This window comes from Galenea microaerophila, from assembly GCF_054657255.1.
In genome coordinates, this window is the sequence record NZ_BAAHWZ010000002.1 from 51232 (window position 1) to 72045 (window position 20814).

General features: G+C 44.4%; 23 protein-coding genes. 1 reads left to right on the forward strand and 22 read right to left on the reverse strand.

Features of this window, described 5'->3' with window-relative positions; genetic code table 11:
- Nucleotides 1-8 precede the first annotated feature (8 nt).
- A complete protein-coding gene (locus ACYQ05_RS05535) occupies nt 9-989 on the reverse strand; it encodes a FecCD family ABC transporter permease (RefSeq protein ID WP_459819129.1) in 981 nt (326 codons plus the stop codon).
- Nucleotides 989-1837, reverse strand: coding sequence for a YhjD/YihY/BrkB family envelope integrity protein (locus tag ACYQ05_RS05540; RefSeq protein WP_459819131.1), 849 nt, complete (start codon nt 1835-1837; stop codon nt 989-991). Before ACYQ05_RS05540 ends, ACYQ05_RS05535 begins: the two co-directional genes overlap by 1 nt.
- Nucleotides 1838-1982: 145 nt before the next feature.
- Here ACYQ05_RS05540 and ACYQ05_RS05545 point away from each other — a divergent pair, with 145 nt between their 5' ends.
- A complete protein-coding gene (locus ACYQ05_RS05545) occupies nt 1983-4400 on the forward strand; it encodes a putative bifunctional diguanylate cyclase/phosphodiesterase (protein ID WP_459819133.1) in 2418 nt (805 codons plus the stop codon).
- A gap of 18 nt (nt 4401-4418) precedes the next feature.
- Here the strand turns inward: ACYQ05_RS05545 and ACYQ05_RS05550 are convergent, their stop codons facing one another.
- The 20 genes from ACYQ05_RS05550 to rplF all read right to left on the reverse strand — a co-directional run bounded on the left by ACYQ05_RS05550 (nt 4419) and on the right by rplF (nt 20811).
- A complete protein-coding gene (locus tag ACYQ05_RS05550) occupies nt 4419-5240 on the reverse strand; it encodes an HvfC family RiPP maturation protein (RefSeq protein WP_459819135.1) in 822 nt (273 codons plus the stop codon).
- Entirely contained in the window at nt 5233-6075 is an 843-nt protein-coding gene (locus ACYQ05_RS05555; protein ID WP_459819137.1) for an HvfB family MNIO-type RiPP peptide maturase, read from the reverse strand. The genes ACYQ05_RS05550 and ACYQ05_RS05555 overlap by 8 nt, the downstream gene beginning before the upstream one ends.
- Nucleotides 6076-6163: 88 nt before the next feature.
- Nucleotides 6164-6502, reverse strand: a complete 339-nt coding sequence (locus ACYQ05_RS05560; protein ID WP_459819139.1) for an HvfA family oxazolone/thioamide-modified RiPP metallophore — start codon at nt 6500-6502, stop codon at nt 6164-6166.
- An 89-nt stretch (nt 6503-6591) separates the two neighbouring features.
- The gene (locus tag ACYQ05_RS05565) at nt 6592-7902 is read right to left on the reverse strand and encodes a TolC family protein (protein ID WP_459819140.1); all 1311 of its coding nucleotides are present in this window, start codon (nt 7900-7902) and stop codon (nt 6592-6594) included.
- On the reverse strand, nt 7899-11045 hold the full coding sequence (locus ACYQ05_RS05570) for an efflux RND transporter permease subunit (protein WP_459819142.1): 3147 nt from the start codon (nt 11043-11045) through the stop codon (nt 7899-7901). Before ACYQ05_RS05570 ends, ACYQ05_RS05565 begins: the two co-directional genes overlap by 4 nt.
- 9 nt (nt 11046-11054) lie before the next feature.
- Complete coding sequence (locus ACYQ05_RS05575) at nt 11055-12317, reverse strand: efflux RND transporter periplasmic adaptor subunit (RefSeq protein WP_459819144.1); 1263 nt, start codon at nt 12315-12317, stop codon at nt 11055-11057.
- A 153-nt stretch (nt 12318-12470) separates the two neighbouring features.
- A complete protein-coding gene (locus ACYQ05_RS05580; RefSeq protein WP_459819146.1) occupies nt 12471-12887 on the reverse strand; it encodes a hypothetical protein in 417 nt (138 codons plus the stop codon).
- A gap of 93 nt (nt 12888-12980) precedes the next feature.
- Nucleotides 12981-13724, reverse strand: coding sequence for a tRNA threonylcarbamoyladenosine dehydratase (locus tag ACYQ05_RS05585; RefSeq protein WP_459819148.1), 744 nt, complete (start codon nt 13722-13724; stop codon nt 12981-12983).
- A complete protein-coding gene (locus tag ACYQ05_RS05590) occupies nt 13721-14467 on the reverse strand; it encodes a TatD family hydrolase (RefSeq protein WP_459819150.1) in 747 nt (248 codons plus the stop codon). The genes ACYQ05_RS05585 and ACYQ05_RS05590 overlap by 4 nt, the downstream gene beginning before the upstream one ends.
- Nucleotides 14468-14532: 65 nt before the next feature.
- Nucleotides 14533-14925: a 50S ribosomal protein L17 gene (gene rplQ, locus ACYQ05_RS05595; RefSeq protein ID WP_459819152.1), complete on the reverse strand. Its 393-nt coding sequence runs from the start codon at nt 14923-14925 to the stop codon at nt 14533-14535.
- A gap of 15 nt (nt 14926-14940) precedes the next feature.
- Nucleotides 14941-15921, reverse strand: a complete 981-nt coding sequence (locus ACYQ05_RS05600; RefSeq protein WP_459819154.1) for a DNA-directed RNA polymerase subunit alpha — start codon at nt 15919-15921, stop codon at nt 14941-14943.
- A 32-nt stretch (nt 15922-15953) separates the two neighbouring features.
- Entirely contained in the window at nt 15954-16574 is a 621-nt protein-coding gene (gene rpsD / locus ACYQ05_RS05605; RefSeq protein WP_459819156.1) for a 30S ribosomal protein S4, read from the reverse strand.
- A gap of 11 nt (nt 16575-16585) precedes the next feature.
- Nucleotides 16586-16975, reverse strand: a complete 390-nt coding sequence (gene rpsK / locus ACYQ05_RS05610; RefSeq protein ID WP_459819157.1) for a 30S ribosomal protein S11 — start codon at nt 16973-16975, stop codon at nt 16586-16588.
- Nucleotides 16976-16996: 21 nt separating this feature from the next.
- Nucleotides 16997-17353, reverse strand: a complete 357-nt coding sequence (rpsM, locus tag ACYQ05_RS05615; RefSeq protein ID WP_459819159.1) for a 30S ribosomal protein S13 — start codon at nt 17351-17353, stop codon at nt 16997-16999.
- A gap of 87 nt (nt 17354-17440) precedes the next feature.
- A complete protein-coding gene (secY, locus tag ACYQ05_RS05620; protein WP_459819161.1) occupies nt 17441-18751 on the reverse strand; it encodes a preprotein translocase subunit SecY in 1311 nt (436 codons plus the stop codon).
- A gap of 2 nt (nt 18752-18753) precedes the next feature.
- On the reverse strand, nt 18754-19185 hold the full coding sequence (rplO, locus tag ACYQ05_RS05625; protein ID WP_459819162.1) for a 50S ribosomal protein L15: 432 nt from the start codon (nt 19183-19185) through the stop codon (nt 18754-18756).
- A 1-nt stretch (nt 19186) separates the two neighbouring features.
- Nucleotides 19187-19375, reverse strand: a complete 189-nt coding sequence (gene rpmD, locus ACYQ05_RS05630) for a 50S ribosomal protein L30 (protein WP_459819164.1) — start codon at nt 19373-19375, stop codon at nt 19187-19189.
- 1 nt (nt 19376) lies between these two features.
- Entirely contained in the window at nt 19377-19886 is a 510-nt protein-coding gene (gene rpsE / locus ACYQ05_RS05635) for a 30S ribosomal protein S5 (RefSeq protein WP_459819166.1), read from the reverse strand.
- Between the two features lie 16 nt (nt 19887-19902).
- Complete coding sequence (gene rplR, locus ACYQ05_RS05640; protein ID WP_459819168.1) at nt 19903-20256, reverse strand: 50S ribosomal protein L18; 354 nt, start codon at nt 20254-20256, stop codon at nt 19903-19905.
- 15 nt (nt 20257-20271) lie between these two features.
- Nucleotides 20272-20811: a 50S ribosomal protein L6 gene (rplF, locus tag ACYQ05_RS05645; protein WP_459819170.1), complete on the reverse strand. Its 540-nt coding sequence runs from the start codon at nt 20809-20811 to the stop codon at nt 20272-20274.
- Between the last annotated feature and the right edge of the window lie 3 nt (nt 20812-20814).

Below are 20814 nucleotides of genomic sequence, written 5' to 3' on the forward strand. Positions count from 1 at the left end.
TCCCCCAATTATATCCCCAGTTTTTTGCGTTCTCTCAGCAACAGATACAGAAAGAATGGACCGCCCAATAGCGCCATAAACAAGCCGATGGGCACCTCTGAGGGCGTCATTACATGGTGCGCGATAAAGTCTGCGAATGCCATTAATACCGCACCCCCTAAAGCAGAAGCGGGCAGCAAGACTTGATGACGAGCGCCAACCCACAAGCGCATCATATGCGGCACCACCAAGCCAACAAACGCAATCACGCCCACCATCGAGACAGCCACCCCAATAAACAGCGTAGTTAAAGTAATCACCCACAATTTGATCCGCTGAGGATCATGGCCCATCTGCCGGCAGACCCGCTCCCCCAGTAAATAGAGATCCAGTCCGTGTCTTAAGCGCCATAAGCCCGCAAAGCTGAATATAAACACCCCCGTTAACAGCATCGCCTGCCCCCAGTTGATCCCAGACAAAGAACCCATCATCCAAAACACTATGGTGCGCAATTCACTATCATTCGAGAGTGTAATCAAGAGACTGACCCCTGCCCCATTGATTGCATTAAATGCGACCCCTGCCAACAGCATTAAAGCGGCATCGGTGCGCCCTTGTTGCGTGGCCAAACGGTAGAGCAACCAAGTAGTCAACAGTCCAAAACCAAAGGCCCACATACCTTGCCAAATGAGCCCGCCCACACTCATGGCAAGTGAGACCGGCAGCCAGAGCAACGCAATCACCGCGCCTAAAGCGGCGCCACTGGAAACGCCGATTAAACCAGGCTCGGCTAAAGGATTGCGAAAAAGTGCCTGTAAAGCCACACCACTGACTGCCAATCCAGCGCCCAAACTGAGTGCAGCCAACAGGCGAGGTAATCGCAACTCCCATAAAATCCACGCATGTACGGTCGACAACCCGGTTAACCACTCAGAGAGTAAAAGAGGCGGTGCCAAAAGCGAAGCCAACATCACGCCAATCATGAGCAACCCTAAGATGAGTAAGCGCATTACGAAGCTCGTTCTCCATGGAGTCTTTGCATCAGTTGGTAAACCACATGCCCATTAAAAATCACAATCCACCAAATCAAATAGAGCCAGAGGAGAAAAATGGGAATGGCAGCAAAAGCCCCATAAATTAAATCATAAGTGGGAAACCAGTGCAGATAGGCTTTGAATCCATATTTAACCCCTTCAATTTCAACTGTTGCTAAAATGGCGCCCACCCAAGCGGCAGACCAGTGCACTGTCTGAATAGGCACATAGCGGTACAGAAAGGCAAAGCCAACTAAACTGAATATGAGCGGTAAAAGTTGGGTGGTAAAGAAGCTGCCAAAATGCTGAATCGGGACGAAGCCCAACCCCTGTTCAATCAATGGCAACGCAGAAAGATAGCTGCTTAATGCCCAACTGATCCCCAACAAAAGGGGACCGATAATCGCAACACTCACATAGTGCACCAATGCCTTTCCCCATTTACGATGCTGGGTGGAGCCCCAAATCAAGTTAATACGTTCATCAATGGTCCACAATAAAATAAGCGTCATCACCAGCAAACTCACAGAACCCAAGCCATTTAAATGTGCAGCTTGCTGTGCAAACTGCACAAAATATTGCTCAATAATGGGTTTTGAACTGGGCAAAAGATGATGCACCAGCGCTTTCATAATGAGCTGGCGCACCTGATCAAACCAGGGCGAAACGGACAATAGACTTAACGCCAATGCCACCGCCGGCACCAGTGCAATCAAACTGGTATAAGCCAAAATCGCCGCCGAATCCATACCGCGTTTTGCCCAAAAATCCTTTACCACCTCGAGCCAAAAGGTGCGCTTTCGTAATGCATTCAAACAGAACATTCTAAGGCCTTTACCTGTATAAGGTCTCTATTATTTCATTTATAAAAAGATCTTTGTCTTAAATAGCACAATACATCATTTATACTAGGGTTTCTATAAGTTATTTTAATTAGAGCTGGTTATACAATCATGGTTAAATGATTTTATGATTCAACTTCTCAATAAATTCAAACATCGAGCCTTATTTCCGGATCATTTCTCTCGTAGTTTGATTTTAGGGTATCTCACCCTATTTTTCATTATCTCTCTTTCTATCATTGTTTTTTTGAAATACAGTGAACGCTTACAGCAAACACTCCAACAATCAGAAACGCTGTATCAGAGTGTGCTTTTGGTGGACAAACACATCTCTTTAGCGCGCGAACGCTCCATCACACTGACCAAGATGTTTGAAACCGATGACCCTTTTGAGATTGATCAGCTTCAACAAAAAATGACTCAATTAGAGCATGAAATTGGCACGGTTCGTAGGCAAATTAAACGCCTTTTAAAAGATCCCAAAAGATTGCAGTTCTTTAACCAAACACCCAAACTTTTACAACAAAATAAACAGCAACAATATCAAGTATACCGTCTGTTAATGGATGAACATCCTCAAGCCGCCATTAAAGTTTTAATCAATCAAACCTTTGAAACCCAAGCCAAAGTCATTCAAGCCTTAACACACCTAAAAAATGATCTATTAAAAAACTATAATCAGCTCAAAGAAGAAACCGATCGACTGATCGCTTTAATGGATAAATTGGCGCTACTGGCTGGACTGGTGCCAATTGCAATCTTATTCATTATTGCCTATTTCACCGTCCGAAAAATTCAATTTCATGAGCAAAAACAGCGCCGTTTTCAAAAAGAACTGGAAAAGATGGTGCAAAAAAGAACTAAAGAGTTACAGCTGGATGCGGCAATTTTTGAGCATATCCATGAAGCCATTGCGCTGACAAAATTAGATGGCACCATTATTAAAAGCAACCCTCCTTTTCTAAAACTTTTTCTATTACATCAGCAGGGACAAACCAATGCTCATCAACCTTCTCTTTGGCAATTGCTTAGCAAGCTTTTCGAAGATATTCATATAGGTCAAATTCAGACGGACATTGAACAAACCAGTGAATGGACTCAAGAAGTCAAATTAAAAGCGCATCCGCATTATTACCAATTAACCCTCAGTCGGCTGCGTTCACTTGCCGATAACAGTGAAATTCTCTCGGTCGTCTTGAGTGATGTGAGTCAACTTAAAGCCACTCAACAAAAACTGGAAAATATTGCCAAAACCGATACTGTCACCCAACTTAAAAACCGCTTCGCCTTTAATGAGGACCTTCATCAGCAGCTCTTAAAATATCCTAACACTCCTTTATGTTTAATGATGCTGGATTTAGACCACTTTAAGGCGATTAATGACCATTTTGGCCATGAAGAAGGCGACCGACTTCTGAAATTAATGGGGGAGATTTTACAGCAAACTGCACATCAACAAGGCCTGAAGGCAGATCACTACCGAATTGGCGGCGATGAGTTTGTGGTGTGCCTACAACAAAAGATCAGTGATACAGAGATCTCAGCGTTTTGCAATCACATATTAGGAAAGGCCAATCATTTCTCAAAAAATTGGAATAAACTGGGCTTTGGATGCTCCATTGGTGTTGTACGTTATCCCGACGATGCGCGACATGCAGAAGAGCTCTTGCGTTTTGCCGATTTTGCCATGTATGAAGCCAAGAAAAAAGGGCGTAATGACTTTCAAATTTTCAATGAAACCTTACGCCAAAATATTGATTACATTGCAAAAATGCGCCAACAGATGGAAAAAGCCATCAAAAATAAAGCCTTTAAAGTCTATTTCCAGCCTCAGGTTAAACTGCATAATCTTGAACTGTGTGGCGCGGAAGCTCTATTACGCTGGCCGACTGATCAGGGCATGATTTCACCCGCAGAGTTTATCCCCCTCGCCGAAAAATTTGACCTGATCGATAAACTCGGCAGTTTTGTCTTAAAAGAATCCATTGCTATTTTCTGCAAATGGCAGTCGCATTGTGAAGTCTTACCTCGTATTTCCATAAATGTTAGCGCTAAGCAAATCTCTTCTCAAACTTTAGGACCGGCACTCCAATCAGCTTTAAAAACCTACCCCATTCACCCGAAGCAGCTTGACTTTGAAATTACAGAAAGCGTCCTTATGGATTATAAAAACCTAGAAAATAATTGTCTGAAGTATATCGAGCAGCTTGGCAGTGAGATCTCCATTGACGATTTTGGTACGGGTTATTCTTCTTTGGCTTATATTCAAAACCTCAATGCCGACCGTATTAAGATTGATCGTAGCTTTGTCCTTCATATGCAAAAACACAATGCTTCCTATAATATTGTTAAGGCTATTATTGAAATGGCACATAGTTTAGGGCTCAAAGTCTTAGCTGAAGGCATTGAAACTTTTGAGCACTATGAGTTGCTTAAAGAACTGGGCTGTGACGAAGGGCAAGGGTTCTACTTTAGTCGCCCCTTATCGGAAGAAGCCTTTTTCAAACAGTATATTCAATCCAATAGCAAAAACGTCATTATGTAAGCGCTATTTGGAGGGTCATCATACCTGAACACCTGATACGTTTAAAATCCCCGCATGCACACTCAGTGCCTGCAAACTTTGCCACGCTTGCACTTTGCTCTGTGCATGCGCCTGTGCGTCTGTCTCTTGTATCAATTGCAGCCATATTTGCTCAAACGATAATGGGGTTTCTGCCTGCCACACTGTCCATAAGAGTTGAAACAGTGCCCGAGTGAGTTTAATAAATACGACCTCATCTTCTGCATTTCTATAAACGAGTAAAAAGGTGGCTTTAGGCTGAATCTGCTCAAAATGCTCGGCGCAAATTGTATCCACTGGCCATTGATAAGCCAGTGGCCAAGCCGTGGGACAGAGCTGCAAAGGCGTCTGAGGGGTCACTGTGGGCATTTGAGAAATTTGTTCCGCCAGAAAACATTCTGTATTGTCTTCGTCCGCGACATATAAGGCGACCTCCACCCATTCATAGTGCGCCAATTCAAAGAGCCAGGCGGGCAGATCCAAAGGGTTTTCCCCGCTGATTTCTTGATTTAAAAACTGTAAAAATGCTTCTCCTAACTCATGAAACAGGGGCGTTTGGGCACGATGCTGCTGTAAAAAACGGCGGCCTAATTGCTCGACGTGATCTTCCCCCACAAGCTCTGCTAAAACGGGAAAGACACGGTCAATAAAATCAGTCATATTATTCAAAAACAGCCTCTGATAAACCGCTTGACGGCGTGGTTCTATCGGTAAACCGTCTAAGCGCTCACCACGATAAGGTGAAGTTTCTGGTGAACGAATCATTTGCGTCATCTGCAGTTGCAACTGCTGAAATTTAGGCAAGGGCCGTATTTCAGTCATCTTTATTCTCCACATAAGGTGTTTGAATTTGGCGAATGCGCGCCATTTCGGCCATTAATTCACTCAAGGGCGGAATATTAAAGTCTCTTTCCAGAAGCGTGGGTTGCATGCCATGTTGTTGGTAGGTGAAATCCAATAATTGCCACACCGCTTCTTTAACCGGTTCGCCATGGGTATCAATTTTAAGATCCTCTGCTTCATCGAAATGCCCTGCCATATGCAGATACATGATGCGCTCGGTCGGCATTTGTGCAATAAATTCTTCAGGGGAATATTGGTCATGATTGATGGCGTTAACATAAACATTGTTCACATCAAGCAGATAACCACAATTGGCTTCCGCTAATATCACTTTCACAAATTCGATTTCACTCATCTCATCGCTAGGCATGGCATAAAAAGAGACATTTTCAATGCCAATTGGCTGTTCTAGAAAATCTTGCACTTGATGAATACGATCTGCCACATAGCTTACCGCTTCTTCGGTAAAAGGGATCGGCAGTAAGTCATAAAGGTGACCACTGTCCCCACAATAACTCAAATGCTCGGTGTAGCAGCGAATTTGATGTTGTTTAAAAAATGTTTTCAGTTGCGCTAAATAGTCGAAATCTAAAGGGCGAATCCCCCCTAAGTCTAAAGACAATCCGTGACAAACAAACGGAAAGCGTTCAGTCAGTTGCCTAAGCTTTTTGCCATTGGCGCCCCCCATTTTGACCCAATTCTCTGGAGCTATTTCCAAAAAGTCGATGGGAAGATCTGGCGTGTTGATCACTTCGTCAATAAAAGTGCGACGCAGTCCAAGACCCACCCCCTCTACTTGGCAAGGCATTCTCATTAATCGCCTCCGTAAGGTCTCTTAAAATAAAAAAGGCAAGTTACATCGCTGAACCCGCCCTTCTCAAAAGTTAATCTACAGGTGAAAATTATTGATTACCGCCGCATTTACCTTCCATCTCTTTTTTCTTCATATTGGCACCGCATTTACCTGAACCGCATTTGCCTTCCATCTCTTTTTTCTTCATATTCGCGCCACACTTCCCAGCACCGTACTTGCCTTCCATAGGTGCTTGCTTTTTCATATTCGCGCCACACTTCCCAGCACCGCATTTGCCTTCCATCGACGCCACCTGCTGATAGCCCCCTTCCATTTCCTTAAAGCCAAAGGCTTCTTCTGCTGCTTTCGCGGCACCGGTTGCACCTAACATGGCGGCACCGGTCATCATTAAAAATTGACGACGCGATTTGATATCTTGCTTACTCATAACTTGAGTCTCCTTATGTGTCGATACTTAAAAATTACGATCCTTCAGTGAGAAGTCTTTCCCCTCCACCCCTATAGACCGCAAAATTCCTAAAAGCTTTCATTTTTATCATTTGACAGGACAAACTGCCATAACACTTGATAACGCCACACTTCATATAGGGCTGTATTGCGCGTCTTACGCATCAAATCCACATCACGCTGGGCATTTAGTACATCTAAAATATTGCGCTCACCCGTTTTTAAACCCGCTTGCGTTGCCTTCAGCGCTTGCTCTGAAGCTTGTAGCGCTGATTGAAAGACGGGCAACTGTTTGGCTAAAAACTGCAACCCTTGAGCCGCGATTTGTGCTTGGCTTTGCAAATTGCGTCTTTGCTGTTGCCATTGCCATTGGCTCTGCAGCTGCTTTGCTCTCACCTCGGAGACTGCTGAATCTTCTTCTCCAGAAAGATAAAGTGGAACCGTGAGCTGCAAAGCGGCTTTCGCGCCCTGCATATCGTCATAAAAATGCTGGCCACTGTCATTATAGATATAACTGCCTACTGCCTGTAGCTTCATTCCATAACGCGCTTTGACTTTTTGCGCCTGCTGGCGGAATTGCTGCTGTTTCTGCTGTAAAGCCTGCAATAAAGGATGCTGTAATATGGCGCTTTCCGGCACGCAGGACTGGGGATTTTGGCATCTTTTTTGCCACCGCTTGAGTGTTTGCACCGTTTGCTCAATCCGCTTTTGGTCCGCTAAGGGCAATGGCATTTTTAACAACTGCTTAACTGACAATCCACTCAAGGATGAGAGTTTTTGCCACAGCTCCTGAACCTGCTGCTGTGCCAATAATTTTTTGGCTTGCATTAAGGCAATCCGGCTTTGTACATCGGCAATATCATTTAACTGAATCATCCCCAGCTGATAGCGACCTTGTAGCTGCTTAAGGATTTGATTCATCGCTTGCAGTTGCCGCTGCGCATAACGCACCTGCTCCTGCTGCTTCAACAGTTGAATCAGCGCCAATCCAACTTGCTTTTTAAGCTGTCGCTGCGACGCTAAAGCTTGCCAGCGCTCGAGTTGTTGCGCTGTTTGCGCCTCCTGCTCCCCCAATTTTAAATCGGGGGCATAGAGCGGATAGCTAACCTCTAGTTGATTGGCTGTACGCGCAAAATCTTGCTCCATCCATGCGTAGCTCAGTTCACTTTTAAAACGCACCTTAGGCTTACGCAAACTTTTTACCAACGCCACTTTTTGTTTCGCCTGCACCACCTGAAGCCACTGTGCTTGCATACTCGGTGCATGCTGAATGGCCTGTTGTTGTAAATGAAGCAGTACTTGTGGCAGCGTGTTCTCTGCTGCCTGTGTCCATCCTGTCAAAGTCCAGGCGAGCAGACCAATCATTCCTTGAATTTTCATACCTTTTCTCCTTTGTTAACTGCTCTGACAGTCCGCCAATAGACAATCACCGGTATTAAAATCATGGAAACAATCGGGGCCGTAATCATGCCACCGACCATCGGCGCTGCAATGCGTTTCATGACTTCTGATCCTGTGCCGCTTCCCAGCATAATGGGCAACAACCCTACCAAAATCACAGCAACAGTCATTGCAATGGGACGCACCCGCTTGACCGCCCCATTCATAATGGCGGCCTTTACCTCTTGTGGCGTATTCAGCCGATTTTGATTGGCGGCTTCAGCCAATGCTTGTTTTAAATAGAGCAACATAATCACACCAAATTCTGCCGCCACGCCTGCTAGAGCCACAACTCCCACTGCCACCGCCACAGAAAAACGATAATCCAAAGCCCAGAGCAGCCAAATACTGCCAATCACTGCAAACGGCAACATCGCCATGACCAATAGGGCATCGCCCATCCTTTTGAAAATGAGAAAGAGCAATACAAAAATAATAAGCAAGGTTAAAGGCACAATCTGCGTCATTTTCTTTTGCGCCTTGAGCAAGGCTTCATATTGCCCGCTCCAAGTCACGCTGTAACCCGCTGGCAAGGACACCTTTTGCGCCACAATCGCTTTCGCCCGTTTGACATAATCGGCTATGTCCGTGTCTCGATCTAAATCGACAAACACCCAACCATTCAGCCGTGCATTTTCTGACTTGAGCATAGGGGGCCCTAAATGCACCTTTATCTGGGCCACTTGAGACAATTGAATGTGCGCTCCGCTATCGGTGACAATGGGCAACGCTTTTAACGCCGCCACCGAATTGCGCCAACTTTGCGGATAACGCAAATTAATGGGGTAACGCTCACGACCTTCCACCGTTTGTAATAAGTTTTTACCCCCAACTGCCACGCTGATCAGATTGTTAAGCGCTTGAATGCTTAGCCCATAACGCGCAGCTGATGCTCGATCAGGAATAATGGTGATATAGCGTCCACCGGTGACACGGTCTGAAAATGCCGACAGGGTACCTGGTATTTGAGAAACCACTCGTTCGATTTTTTGACCAATCATTTCAATCGTCTCAAGGTCATCCCCCGCCACCTTAATGCCTATTGGCGTTTTAATCCCGGTTGAGAGCATATCGATACGGGTCTTAATCGGCTGTACCCAAGCATTGGTTACACCTGGGAAACGCACCTTTTGATTGAGTTCCGCAATCAATTTATTCAGCGTCATCCCTGGCCGCCATTCCGATTGTGGTTTCAATTGAATGGTGGTCTCAATCATCGTCAAAGGTGCTGGATCTGTCGCGGTTTCCGCACGTCCAATCTTGCCAAATACCGTTTTCACTTCAGGAAAGGTTTTGATGAGCCGATCACTCTGCTGCAAAAGCGCTTGCGCTTCTCCAATTGATAAGCCCGGCAAAGTTGTCGGCATATAGAGCAGATCGCCTTCTTGTAGTTCCGGCATAAATTCGGAGCCCATCTTCTGCCAAGGGTAGATCATAGACACTACCAGCAATACACTGAGCATCATGACGCCCCATCGCCACTTTAATGCCCACTGCATCAAACGTTGATAGAGCCAGACTAAGGCGCCATTGAGCGGATTTTTATGCTCATCTGGCAATCGTCCACGAATAAAATACCCCATTAACACCGGTACCAACGTAATCGATAAGCCGGCTGCAATTGCCATTGCTAAGGTTTTGGTTAATGCCAAAGGAGCAAACAGTTTTCCTGCTTGACCTTCTAGTGCAAAAATAGGCACAAAGCTCAAGGCAATGATTAACAGTGATAGAAACAACGAAGGCGCGACTTGAATGGAAGCCGCTTCAATCACCTTCCAGTGCGCACGTCCTTGCGGTGGATGGCCGTGCTCGGCACGGTAGTGTTCTAGGTGTTTATGCGCATTTTCAATCATCACAATAGTGGCATCGACCATCGCACCAATGGCAATGGCAATCCCCCCTAAACTCATAATATTGGCGGTAACCCCCATCTGCTGCATCACAATAAAGGCACCTAAAACGCCTAAGGGCAAGGAAATAATAGCCACCAGTGATGAACGGAAATGCAGCAAAAACAGCAAGGTAACCAAAGCCACCACCACCATCTCTTCAATCAACTTATGATTTAAATTGTCCACTGCGCGCTGAATCAACCCAGAACGATCATAGGTCTCGACGATGTTGACCCCCTTGGGCAAACTTCCCTTAAGACTCTCGAGTTTTTGTTTGACCGCCTGTATTACATGCAAGGCATTCTCACCACTGCGCATAACGACAATACCACCGACGACTTCCCCCATACCATTCAACTCCGCAATGCCGCGACGCATCTGAGGTCCAAGGCGAATATCGGCAATCTGGCGTAATAAAATCGGGGTTTGTGTTTTCGGATCTACACTCACTGGCACATTGCGCAAGTCTTTCAGCTGGGTCACATAACCCTTAACCTGCACCATATATTCGGCTTCTGCTTGCTCTATCACCGAAGCCCCAGTTTCTGCACTGCTTTGTTGAATCGCTTTTTCCACCTGTTGCAGCGTCAATCCATAGACACGCAATGCATTGGGACGCACTACCACTTGGTACTGCTTTACCATACCGCCTACTGTCGCAACTTCTGATACTCCGGGAATGGCTTGCAATTCATATTTTAAAAACCAATCTTGCAAGCTGCGTAAATCTGCCAAACTGTTCTGGTGGCTCGGATCAACTAATGCATACTCAAACACCCAACCCACGCCGGTCGCATCTGGACCTAAAGTTGGCTGGACTCCGGCTGGCAACTGTCCTTTAACCTGGTTGAGATACTCCAATACGCGAGAGCGCGCCCAGTAAGGATCCGTCCCCTCTTTAAAAATGACATAGACATAAGAATCTCCCAAAAAAGAGTAGCCGCGTACCGCTTTTGAGCTGGGTACAGACATCATTAAAGAGGCGATGGGATAGGTGACCTGATCCTCTACCACTTGGGGCGCTTGTCCTGGGTAAGAGGTTTTAATAATCACCTGCACATCCGACAGATCGGGAATGGCATCCAAAGGCGTCTGCTTTACCGCTTGCCATCCCCAGAATGCCAAGACAATGCTAAATAACAGGATCAGTGAACGGCTGGCAAGACTGATGGAAATAATTCGGTTAATCATGGCCGCCTCCTATTGTTTGATCGCTTTAAAAGGTTCAGACTTCTGCGCCTTTTTCGGTTGGGCTAATCGACGCAGATTGGCTTGAATCTGACTTTCCGAATCAATAAGGAATTGGCCACTGATCACAATGTCATCCCCTTCCTGCAGCCCTTGAACAATTTCCACATAGTCTCCTGATTGCATACCGGTCTCCACTTCAACCGGTTGATAACGACCATTGGCGAGTGTTTTCACCACCCGTTTTTTTACGCCATCATCAATAATGGCGGATTGTGGCACAATCAAAATATTGCGTTTTGGTCCGCCGTAAATGGTGACATCCACCGGTGCGCCCAGAGGGAATTGCCTTTCTCTGTTTTGCAGCGTCATTCTGACGCGTAAGGTTTTGGTTTTCGGATTCACCTCTGGATAAATGTAATCAATACGACTTTCTTGCTTGATTTGCGGTTTGCTCGGCAGAGTGACTTCGGTGGTTTTATGGATCGCAACCCAACTTTGTTGATAGGGCAAGACCTGGGCTTCCACCCAAACTTGAGAAAGGTCTGTAATTGACATCAGTTCCAAACTGGGTTGAACAAACATGCCCGGCTGAACTTTAAGTTGACTGACGATTCCCGATTGCGGCGCATATACAGGCACCTTATGGATCACTTTTTGACGCTTCTCAATGCGATGAATGGTTCGTTTATCCAAACCCAACAGCTGTAAACGTGTGCGTGCTGACTCTAACAGTGGTTGCGAATGCTTTCCTAGCTGTTTTACATTTTGCAACGCCAATAACAAGTCTTGTTCCGCAGAGACAATTTCTGGCGAATAGAAACGGTACAATAGCTGTCCTTTTTTAACTTCTACCCCCTCTTCTCGTACCGTTAATTCACTGATCCATCCTGAAGCAAAAGGGTGCACATGGATTCGACGCTGCTCATTCGCCTTGACTTCCCCATAAGTGCGAATATATTTCCAGAGTGTATCGCGAATCACTTTGGCTGTTTGGATGGCAAGCGTCTGCTGACCGCCCTCATTCGCTTGCCCTTTAACGGTGGGCACGGTCACTGCAGGTAGCTTAGCGGTTGAATCTTCAATTCTTTGCTTGACCAGCATCATCCCACAGATCGGGCAAGTGCCCGGGTGGTCACGGACAATTTGGGGATGCATGGGGCAGACATATTTATAGCTGTCAGCCCAAACGGTTTTAGGGATAGATGAAAAGGCCAAAAGCCCCCATCCGGTTATCTGTTTCAGTAATTGACGACGTGTCGTTTTTGTGGACATCTGATGCTCCTCGTCTGGTATTAAAATGGCTAAAGCAGGGATATTTTTTAAACAGACTCTGTAATGGAGAAGAGAAAGGCTAAACATCAAGCATCGGTGTAAAACAGATGATGCGTAATAGAGGTGTTTCTCAGGGCGCTTCCCCGAACAAAGTCACGATAGATGGCGAGGAGGACGAAATAGACTGTCCAGTTCAGGATTGGGTAGAAAAAGAAAGGTCAAAGCGGCTAAACGCAAGTATAAATTGGGTGCATATAAGTCAGAGAAATCCAATAGCAATGGCATAAATGGGCTGATAGCATGCCCCATTGCACAACTGCTACTGCAAGTGATTGAGCAGGATTGATCTGCCGATGAATGTTGACAGCAGTGGCAATCTGTCTCTGCCATCTGCTGGCAACAAGGCATCGCTTGCTCATGATGCGCAGTCAATTGCTCAACAGACTTTTGTCCTAGAAAAGATAAAATTAGAAACAGACCAAGTAGAAAGAACAGAACGGCAAAAGTCCTCACTATACTTGGTGGCCAAGCATTTTTAATCATTAAATGGTCAGCGCGTTTATTCTGCATAGGGATAAAAAGTGCCGTTTAGGATTTAAACTTACTCACATAAAGACCGTCATACCCTCATTTTATTTCATTAAATGATTTTCAGCGCCCATTTCAATGAGATTTCTCCGCAAGTTTTTGAATGACTACGCCGGCCAAGGTCAAACCAAAAATACCGGGCATATAACTGGCTGTCCCATTCACCACGCGTCCCCGAGCCCCATCGATGGCTTCCATTGGACCTGGCGGCAGTGGCGTCTCTGAGGAAAACACAGTTAAAATGCCTTTGCCAATGCCCTGTTTTCTCAAGCGTTGTCGCATATTACGCGCTAATGCACATCCGTGCGTTTTCATGAGATCGGCTACATGAATCTTGGTGGGATCAATTCGTCGACCCGCTCCCATAGAGGAAACCACTGGCATCTTCAATTGATAAGCGGTCGCAACCAAAGCGACTTTACAATTTAAACTATCAATGGCATCAATCACAAAATCATAAGGAGCTGCGGATAAGGTCTCTTGCATATCTTCAGGCGCTAAAAACCGTTGTTGGCAATTCACTTGACAGTGTGGATTAATGTCTAGGATGCGTTCTGCCATCACTTCGACTTTGGGACGACCTAAGGTACTGTGTAATGCAACGATTTGACGATTTAAATTCGATTCCCCAACCACATCTTGATCCACTAAGGTGATTTGACCAATACCAGCCCTTGCCAAGGCTTCGGCGACAAATCCCCCTACGCCGCCGACCCCAGCTAAAAAAACATGACTGCGAATTAAATTTTCAATGCCTTGATCACTGAAAACAAGCCGACTGCGTTCAAAAATTGCGGATTCTAAAAAGGGTTGACTCATAATAAAAACAGTTCCTTTGCCGTTTGATCACAGATAGATTGTACAAGGGCGACAGGCATTTGTTTAATCTCTGCGACTTTTGCTGTTACTTTGTGAATATCCTTTGGGTGGCTTATACCATACTGCCGTGTATTTGGGAAATCGGTTTCAAGCACCATTCCTTCAATGGGCACCTCTTTTATCACTTGATACAATTTATTGGGTCCCTGACGCAAAACCATCGGTCCAATCCCAATTTTAAATCCGAGTTTAAGATAAGACTGAGCGAGCTCAGGACTGCCATAAAATCCATGAAGTGCGCCTTTGACAGTCGAGTAAGTTTTTAACAGTTGCTGCAAATCAGGATGACTTTTCACCCCATGAATGGAAACCGGTAATGCAAATTGCTGTGCCAGCCTAAGCTGAAAGGCAAAAGTCTCTCGTTGCAGTGTCTGTCTGACTTGTACTTTGGGGGAATAGTCTAATCCAATCTCTCCGATCGCTTTTATTGAATTCAAATTCTCGGCAATCATCCTTTCTAACTGGTTTAACGCCTTATTTATGGCTTCTTCAGCATCAGGTAGAAACCACGGATGTAAACCTACAGCTGGATAGATCGGATGGGATTTTACCAAACCAAGGGTGTTTTTAGAATCTTCTAAAGTCGTTGAAACTGCCAATAACTTTAAGGCATCTAAAGTGTCCAATATAGAGGTCAATTGTGATGAGGGGATTTGAGTGAGATGACAGTGGGTGTCAATCATGAAAGTTTAGAAGGTGAGGTGAGATTAGATAGAAAAAAGGCCGTTAAAAAAACGGCCTTTTAAGATTAAGCTTCTTCTGAATCCGCTTCTTCTTGTGGAGCTGGACGATCCACAAGCTCGACAATGGCCATAGGCGCATTATCACCAGGGCGATAGCCGCATTTTAGAATGCGGATATATCCACCTGGGCGTTCGGTATAACGAGGACCGATTTCAGAAAAGAGTTTTCCTACAGCGGCTTTATCGCGTAAGCGAGAAAACGCAATACGACGGTTGTGTACTGAGTCGTTCTTCGCCAAAGTAATCAACGGTTCTGCAACAGAACGCAATTCTTTAGCTTTAGCGACAGTGGTACGAATCACCTCATGTTCAATGAGAGATGCCGACATATTGCGGAACATCGCTTTACGATGCGCGCTATTACGATTTAATTTACGACCACTCTTACGATGACGCATGATAGCTTCCTTTAATTATGCAGTTTCTTTGCTCACCAGACTGGCTGGTGGCCAATTTTCTAACTTAGTGCCTAAAGAAAGTCCACGTTGTGCTAAGACATCTTTAATCTCTTGTAGCGACTTCTTACCTAAGTTAGGGGTTTTCAATAAATTTGATTCAGCACGCTGTACCAAATCACCAATATAATAAATTTGTTCGGCTTTTAAGCAGTTTGCAGAACGAACTGTGAGTTCTAAATCATCCACAGGTTGTAGATAGATTGGATCAAACTCGCTCTCTTCTTCTTCAGGTTCAGCAATTTCTTTGTGTTTTAAATCCACAAAAGCAATGAGCTGATGATGAAGAACAGTGGCTGCTTGCTTAATCGCATCCTCAGGCTTTAATGTGCCATCGGTTGTAATATCAATGATCAGTTTATCTAAATCCGTTCTCTGCTCAACACGTGCATTTTGAACTTCATAACTGACCATATGAACAGGGCTAAAGCTGGCATCAAGTTTCAATATGCCAATCGTATTATCTTCTGATTGACTGGCAGGTCGATACCCCATGCCTTTTTCAACTTTAAGCTTCATATTCAATGCAGCGCCTTCGCCTAAATGCGCGATCACTAAATCTTTATTGGCAATCTCCACAGAATGCGTTTCGCTAATATCACCCGCTGTGACCACAGCCGGTCCAACCACATTCAAAGTGAGTTCAGCTTCGGATCCTTCGTGAAGTTTAACCGCTACTTCCTTCAGGTTTAATAGGATCTCTAAAACATCTTCACGTACCCCTTCAATTGCAGAGTATTCGTGAAGGACACCATCAATCTGAACTTCAGTGATTGCCGCACCTGGCATAGAAGACAGTAAAATTCTTCTTAATGCATTTCCAAGTGTATGACCAAAACCACGTTCTAATGGTTCAAGCGTCACCTTGCTGTGAAATTCATCTTTTGATTGAATGTCCACTAGACTCGGTGTTAATAGTTGTTCTAACATCTCTTGCATCAGACGCTGTCTCCGTTTGTGTTCAAACTGTTTTACTTAGAGTAAAGCTCTACAATTAAGTTTTCAGCGATATCCGCAGATAAGTCAGAACGATCAGGTAGGTTTTTGAAAGTTCCTTCCAATTTGTCTGCATCAACTTCGATCCATCCAACATGACCCATTTGTGTTCTTAGGTCCATTGCACTCTTAATACGCTGTTGATTTTTCGCTTTTTCACGAACTGAGACAACATCGCCAGGCTTCACTTCATAAGAAGGAATATTTACGGTTTGTCCATTCACTGCGATGGCTTTATGAGAAACCAACTGACGTGCTTCGGCACGCGTTGCAGCAAATCCCATACGATAAACCACGTTATCTAAGCGACTCTCAAGAATCTGAAGCAGGTTAACACCTGTAGAGCCTTTACGACGATCAGCTTCTTTATAATACAAGCGGAATTTCTTTTCTAAAACGCCATAAATACGACGTACTTTTTGTTTTTCACGCAACTGAAGACCATATTCAGTTACTTTTGCTCTACGACCACCGTGCTGGCCAGGAATTTGATCAATTTTACATTTTGATTCAATACTACGAATTCCACTTTTTAGGAATAAGTCTGTGCCTTCACGACGAGCAAGTTTACACTTTGGTCCAATATATCTAGCCATTTGAAATAATCCTATACACGACGTTTCTTAGGTGGACGACATCCATTGTGTGGGATAGGCGTCACATCTGAAATTGCAGTAATTTTAAATCCTACAGAGTGCAATCCACGCACTGCAGAATCACGACCAGGTCCTGGTCCCTTCACCATTACTTCCATGTTTTTAACGCCATATTCTGTTGCCAATTGACCCGCTTTTTCAGCAGCGACTTGGGCAGCAAAGGGCGTACTTTTACGTGAACCACGGAAGCCACTCCCACCTGAAGTTGCCCAACATAAGGCATTTCCTTGACGGTCAGTAATGGTAATAATGGTATTGTTAAAAGTCGCATGTACGTGAGCAACCGCATCGGTTACCACTTGTTTGACTTTCTTTTTTACACGATTTTTTGCTTTTGCCATAATTCTTCTCGCAACTTATGCTTATCGTTTAATCGGACGCTTAGGTCCCTTACGGGTCCGTGCATTCGTTTTTGTACGTTGACCACGAACGGGTAGACTACGACGGTGACGAATACCGCGGTAGCAACCCATATCCATAAGACGCTTAATGTTCATTGAAATTTCACGACGCAAGTCACCTTCAATTTTATAATTTGAAAGTTCTTGACGAATCGCTTCAAGTTGATCTTCTGTTAACTCTCTAACCTTGGTTGTTGGGTCAATACCAGTCTTCTCAAGAACCTTCTTAGAAGTGGTTAAACCAACACCAAAAATTGAGGTTAAACCAATAACAATATGCTTGTTAAGTGGAATGTTTACGCCGGCAATACGAGCCATCTGTGACGCTCCTCTAAATCCATCTTCAAAAAACGGCTGATTATATCAGCCTTCCATTTAAATATCTAGAAAATAAAGCTATTCTCTCTATTTTCCTTTTAAGTTTGCCTTACTCATCATATTTTCATACTGTCCTGATTGTAAGTGCGCTTGAACTTGAGTCATAAAATCCATGACAACCACAACAATAATCAGTAGAGAAGTCCCACCAAAATAGAAAGGAACATTCCAGTATAGAATCAAAAACTCCGGTAGAAGGCAAACTAAGGTGATGTAGATTGCACCAGCAAAGGTTAAACGACTCATCACACTGTCAATATATCTAGCGGTCTGATCACCAGGTCGTCGACCTAAAATAATCGCGCCTGATTTTCTTAGATTATCTGCTATCTCATGTGGATTGAAAACAATCGCAGTATAGAAAAAGCAGAAGAAAATAATGGCTGCAGCATAGAGCATAATGTATAAAGGTTGGCCAGGAGAAAGCGTTGCTGCTAAGTCCTTTAACCATCCCATATTCTCGGCAGAACCGAACCATCCACCCAAAGTAGCAGGGAATAAGATAATGCTTGATGCAAAAATAGGCGGTATCACCCCAGCCATATTTAACTTAAGTGGCAAGAAACTTTCTTGACCCCCATAAAGTTTTCTACCCCGCATTCTCTGTGCATAGTGGATTGGAATTCGCTTTTGGCCTCGTTCTACAAATACAACAAAAGCTATAACTGCAACAATCAGAGCCAATAAAACAAAAACAGAAATGGGATGAAGCGCCCCAGTATTCACTTGTTCAAAAGTTCCTGCTAATGCAGAAGGTAAGCCAGCCACAATCCCTGCAAAAATGATGAGAGAAATACCATTCCCTATCCCTTTTTCGGTAATTTGCTCACCTAACCACATTAAAAACACTGTGCCACTGACTAATGTGGTCACGGCGATAACTTTAAACAAGAAACCAGGGTCTATCACCACAGGCATTCCATTAATGTTTTGCGCTTCTAAGGCCACCGCAACACCCAGTCCTTGGAAAGTCGCTAACACAACCGTCCCTAAGCGCGTGTACTGGGTTATTTTACGACGACCCGCTTCACCTTCTTTCTTCAATTGCTCTAGAGTAGGAGAGACAACGGTTAATAACTGCATAATAATAGAAGCAGAAATATACGGCATAATACCCAGAGCAAAAATAGAGAGACGTTGTAGAGCCCCTCCAGAGAACATGTTAAACATGTCTAAAATGGTACCCTTTTGCTGTTCAAACATCGCAGCAAGAGCAACGGGATCGATTAACGGAACCGGAATGTGAGTTCCCAATCGATAAACTATCAACGCACCTAGTACAAACCAGATACGCTGTTTTAATTCACCCATTCCTGAAGAAAGCTTAGCGTTATTCATGATTAGGCGACACTACCACCTGCAGCTTCAATCGCTGCTTTCGCACCCGCAGTGGTACGAATACCATTTAATTTCACTGCTTTGTCCAATTTACCAGAGTTAATCACTTTAACAAATTGGATTTTTCCAGAAATTAAATTCGCTGCTTTAAGTGCTGCGATATCAATCACTTCACAATCCACTTTAGCCAACTCATCTAAACGAATTTCTGCAGTGATGCTAGATTTTCTAGAGGTAAATCCCACTTTTGGCAAACGGCGTTGAAGGGGCATTTGTCCACCTTCAAATCCAACCTTATGAAATCCACCACTACGAGACTTTTGCCCTTTATGTCCGCGGCCAGCCATCTTTCCATTTCCAGACCCTTGACCACGACCAACGCGTTTTTTTGCCTTAGTGGCACCTTCAGCAGGCTTTAAAGTATTCAGATACATTTTACGCTTCCTCAACTTTTAATAGATAGGCGATTTTATTAATCATCCCTCTATTTTCAGGTGTATCAATCACGCTAACCGTTTGATGCATTTTGCGTAAACCAAGTCCATTCGCACAGGCTTTATGGGCTGGTAAACGACCAATCAAACTTTTAACCAGTGTTACATTAATCTTCTTTTGTTCTGACATCTTACTCACCTAGAATTTCTTTAACCGTTTTGCCGCGTTTCGCTGCAATCAGTTCAGGACTGTTCATAGAAGTTAAGGCGTTCACCGTACTACGGACAACATTAACCGGACGCGTGGTACCAATACATTTGGAAAGTACATCCTTAACACCTGCAGCTTCTAATACTGCACGCATTGCACCTCCAGCAATAACCCCTGTCCCTTCAGAAGCAGGCAACAAAACAATGTTTGCAGCCCCTTGTTTGAAGTTAATTGGGTATTGAATCGTCCCATTATTTAGGTGGACATCACGCATGTTACGGCGTGCTTTTTCCATTGCTTTCTTAATGGCTACAGGCACTTCACTGGCTTTACCACTTCCATAGCCAACTTTACCTTCTCCATCACCTACTACGGCGAGAGCTGAGAAGCCAAAGACACGGCCCCCTTTAACAACTTTTGCCACACGGCGAACAGAAACCAACTTCTCAATCAAGCCGTCCTGGTCATCTCTCATTTCATGTGAAGACATAATTTAATCCTTTAACTTAGAAATTAAGACCATTTTCACGAGCGGCATCAGCAAGCTCACGAACACGACCGTGATACTGGAAACCTGAACGGTCAAAAGCAACTTCTTCAATGCCAGCTGTTTTAGCTTTTTCTGCAATTGCTTTACCGACAACTTGCGCTGCGTTTTTATTTCCAGTGTAATTTAATTCTTTTTTAATTTCCGCTTGTACTGTAGAGCACGCAGCAAGGACTTGTGCACCATCCGCTGAAATGAGCTGCGCATAAATATGCTTAGGTGTTCTGTGAACACATAAACGAACTTTATTTGAATCAGCGATTTTTGCACGTGTCTTTTTAGCTCTACGAATGCGGGTACTCTTCTTATCCATTTCGAATTCCCAGCCTTATTTCTTCTTAGCTTCTTTACGTAAAATATACTCATCAGCATAGCGAACACCTTTACCTTTATAAGGCTCTGGTGGACGATACGCACGAATTTCAGCTGCCACTTGACCCACTACTTGTTTGTCAGCACCTTTAATCACAATTTCTGTTTGTGAGGGTGTTTCAGCAGAAATCCCTTCAGGTAATTGATGTACAACCGGATGAGAAAAACCAAGTGTGAGGTTAATTTTGTTCCCTTGAACCTGGGCACGATACCCAACACCCACGAGTTGCAATTTCTTTTCAAATCCTTGAGTAACACCTTGAACCATATTGTTCACTATGGAGCGAACGGTACCAGCTTGTGCCCAGCCAGTCGGACCAGCAACCTCATTAGGAGCAAAGGTTACGGTTCCCTCGTTAATCGTGATGATTACGACTGGATTGAATTTCTTAGTTAAAGTTGCTTTAGGCCCCTTAACTGTAACGACGTTATCATCTGAGATGCTAACTTCAACGCCAGCTGGGATGCTAACGGGAGACTTTGCAATTCTAGACATTTC

What these genes read in the sequence shown, in the direction of transcription:
- ACYQ05_RS05535 (WP_459819129.1), bottom strand. Translation starts at nt 989, where the DNA reads ATGCGCTTACTCATCTTAGGGTTGCTCATGATTGGCGTGATGTTGGCT.
- ACYQ05_RS05540 (WP_459819131.1), bottom strand. Translation starts at nt 1,837, where the DNA reads ATGTTCTGTTTGAATGCATTACGAAAGCGCACCTTTTGGCTCGAGGTG.
- ACYQ05_RS05545 (WP_459819133.1), top strand. Translation starts at nt 1,983, where the DNA reads ATGATTCAACTTCTCAATAAATTCAAACATCGAGCCTTATTTCCGGAT.
- ACYQ05_RS05550 (WP_459819135.1), bottom strand. Translation starts at nt 5,240, where the DNA reads ATGACTGAAATACGGCCCTTGCCTAAATTTCAGCAGTTGCAACTGCAG.
- ACYQ05_RS05555 (WP_459819137.1), bottom strand. Translation starts at nt 6,075, where the DNA reads ATGAGAATGCCTTGCCAAGTAGAGGGGGTGGGTCTTGGACTGCGTCGC.
- ACYQ05_RS05560 (WP_459819139.1), bottom strand. Translation starts at nt 6,502, where the DNA reads ATGAGTAAGCAAGATATCAAATCGCGTCGTCAATTTTTAATGATGACC.
- ACYQ05_RS05565 (WP_459819140.1), bottom strand. Translation starts at nt 7,902, where the DNA reads ATGAAAATTCAAGGAATGATTGGTCTGCTCGCCTGGACTTTGACAGGA.
- ACYQ05_RS05570 (WP_459819142.1), bottom strand. Translation starts at nt 11,045, where the DNA reads ATGATTAACCGAATTATTTCCATCAGTCTTGCCAGCCGTTCACTGATC.
- ACYQ05_RS05575 (WP_459819144.1), bottom strand. Translation starts at nt 12,317, where the DNA reads ATGTCCACAAAAACGACACGTCGTCAATTACTGAAACAGATAACCGGA.
- ACYQ05_RS05580 (WP_459819146.1), bottom strand. Translation starts at nt 12,887, where the DNA reads ATGCAGAATAAACGCGCTGACCATTTAATGATTAAAAATGCTTGGCCA.
- ACYQ05_RS05585 (WP_459819148.1), bottom strand. Translation starts at nt 13,724, where the DNA reads ATGAGTCAACCCTTTTTAGAATCCGCAATTTTTGAACGCAGTCGGCTT.
- ACYQ05_RS05590 (WP_459819150.1), bottom strand. Translation starts at nt 14,467, where the DNA reads ATGATTGACACCCACTGTCATCTCACTCAAATCCCCTCATCACAATTG.
- rplQ (WP_459819152.1), bottom strand. Translation starts at nt 14,925, where the DNA reads ATGCGTCATCGTAAGAGTGGTCGTAAATTAAATCGTAATAGCGCGCAT.
- ACYQ05_RS05600 (WP_459819154.1), bottom strand. Translation starts at nt 15,921, where the DNA reads ATGCAAGAGATGTTAGAACAACTATTAACACCGAGTCTAGTGGACATT.
- rpsD (WP_459819156.1), bottom strand. Translation starts at nt 16,574, where the DNA reads ATGGCTAGATATATTGGACCAAAGTGTAAACTTGCTCGTCGTGAAGGC.
- rpsK (WP_459819157.1), bottom strand. Translation starts at nt 16,975, where the DNA reads ATGGCAAAAGCAAAAAATCGTGTAAAAAAGAAAGTCAAACAAGTGGTA.
- rpsM (WP_459819159.1), bottom strand. Translation starts at nt 17,353, where the DNA reads ATGGCTCGTATTGCCGGCGTAAACATTCCACTTAACAAGCATATTGTT.
- secY (WP_459819161.1), bottom strand. Translation starts at nt 18,751, where the DNA reads ATGAATAACGCTAAGCTTTCTTCAGGAATGGGTGAATTAAAACAGCGT.
- rplO (WP_459819162.1), bottom strand. Translation starts at nt 19,185, where the DNA reads ATGTATCTGAATACTTTAAAGCCTGCTGAAGGTGCCACTAAGGCAAAA.
- rpmD (WP_459819164.1), bottom strand. Translation starts at nt 19,375, where the DNA reads ATGTCAGAACAAAAGAAGATTAATGTAACACTGGTTAAAAGTTTGATT.
- rpsE (WP_459819166.1), bottom strand. Translation starts at nt 19,886, where the DNA reads ATGTCTTCACATGAAATGAGAGATGACCAGGACGGCTTGATTGAGAAG.
- rplR (WP_459819168.1), bottom strand. Translation starts at nt 20,256, where the DNA reads ATGGATAAGAAGAGTACCCGCATTCGTAGAGCTAAAAAGACACGTGCA.
- rplF (WP_459819170.1), bottom strand. Translation starts at nt 20,811, where the DNA reads ATGTCTAGAATTGCAAAGTCTCCCGTTAGCATCCCAGCTGGCGTTGAA.